The sequence below is a fragment of the Bartonella sp. AA81SXKL genome, assembly GCF_042196945.1.
Taxonomy (GTDB): Bacteria; Pseudomonadota; Alphaproteobacteria; order Rhizobiales; family Rhizobiaceae; genus Bartonella.
Genome location: NZ_JBHIRH010000096.1, coordinates 930 through 1,176, shown reverse-complemented (window position 1 = coordinate 1,176; position 247 = coordinate 930). Strand labels below are relative to the sequence as shown.

The following is a 247-nucleotide window of genomic DNA, read 5'->3' as shown; positions in this document are numbered from 1 at the left end:
TAACCTGACTTGGGAAACCCTCGAGGGACTTGTTAAACATAATGGCCCCCTTTTAGGTCCTTATGCTAAAAACAAAGATATCCCTATCGATATTCTACAATATAATGCAAAGCAGGATCTTCAGCTCAATTGCTTTGCTGGACTAGAAGCACAATGTGCTGCGATTGCTGATGATATTGCTTATAATGCGCATGATGTTGATGATGGGTTACGATCACAATTTTTAACACTTGATCAATTCGAACAG

The 247-nt window shown here is 39.3% G+C and carries 1 pseudogene; it reads left to right on the top strand.

The features are described from left to right. A pseudogene (locus ACFINZ_RS09770) lies at window positions 1-247 on the top strand (deoxyguanosinetriphosphate triphosphohydrolase); the annotation flags it as partial.